The organism is Streptomyces sp. NPDC060205, from assembly GCF_042728395.1.
Classification (GTDB): Bacteria; Actinomycetota; Actinomycetes; order Streptomycetales; family Streptomycetaceae; genus Streptomyces.
On sequence record NZ_JBHWZP010000663.1, the window covers coordinates 1 to 1,003 of the forward strand.

The 1,003-nt window shown below is 72.1% G+C and carries 1 protein-coding gene; it reads right to left on the reverse strand.

Annotated elements, in window-relative coordinates:
• Nucleotides 1-87: 87 nt before the first annotated feature.
• Nucleotides 88-561 (reverse strand): hypothetical protein, encoded by a 474-nt coding sequence (locus ACFWGJ_RS43850; protein WP_387334571.1) that lies wholly within the window; start codon nucleotides 559-561, stop codon nucleotides 88-90.
• Between the last annotated feature and the right edge of the window lie 442 nt (nucleotides 562-1,003).

Here is a 1,003-nt window from a genome sequence, read left to right on the forward strand (position 1 = left end):
GTGCCGCCGCGCGCCGGGCGGCACCGGTCCGTACCGGGCCACTGCCCGTGGGGGGACTGAGCGCCTGACGCGCCTACGTCGCGGTGATCACTCGAACACGAACGGACCGGGCGACTGCGGCCCGTCCGCCGTGCAGGTGATGGTGATCCCGAAGACCGTCATCGTCAGGGAGCCGCCAAAGGCCTCCAGGCTGTCGCCTGCCGCGACGGTACCGGGCAGCGGGCCGACCGTGACGCCGCCACCGGCGGGGATCGCGGGGTTCTCCGTGCCACTGAAGACGGTCGTGCCGCCGCCCGCCTTCGCGAGGGTGAGGGTGGCGGCGATCGAGTCCTCGGCGAGCGCGAGCGGGGCGGTGATCTCCGAGGAGCTGACGGTGAGGGTGGCGGCGGTGCCGTCCTGGGTGGCCGTGAGGGTGGCCTCACCACCGCCGTAGAGACCGCAGTCGGCGACGATCGTGGCGGTCTGGGGGACCACGGCCGCGGCGCCGGGGGCGAGCGCGAGGCCGGCGGCGAGGGTGCCGGCGGCTAACGCGGCGCCGATTCCGAGACGCTTACGGATCATTGGATTTCCTTCCCTAGTGCGGGAATTGCCGTGTGGGGACGGCCGACGGGCGCGACCCGAATCTGACGGTCCGTCGGAAGAGCTGGCGTCTATTGAGGCGCGAGTGCCTCACGATTGCAAGAGAAACGGTGGTGATTCTTCCGCCCCAGCGAGCTCCCCCTGGGGCCTCCGCCCCCACGCCCCTGATCGGCCCCCCACCCGCCGCCGCACGCGCACCTCAAAGACTGCGCAGTTCCCCGCGCCCCCGGAACGCCCACATCACCCGCCGTCGCACGCGCACCTCACAGATTGCGCAGTTCCCCGCGCCCCTGAAACGCCTCCCGCCGTCGCACGCGCGCCTCACAGAATGCGCAGTTCCCCGCGCCCCCAGAAGCCGAGATCCTGCGCAGTTCGCCGCGCCCCCAAGAGCCAAAAGATTGCGCCGTTCCCCGCGCCCCTAGAA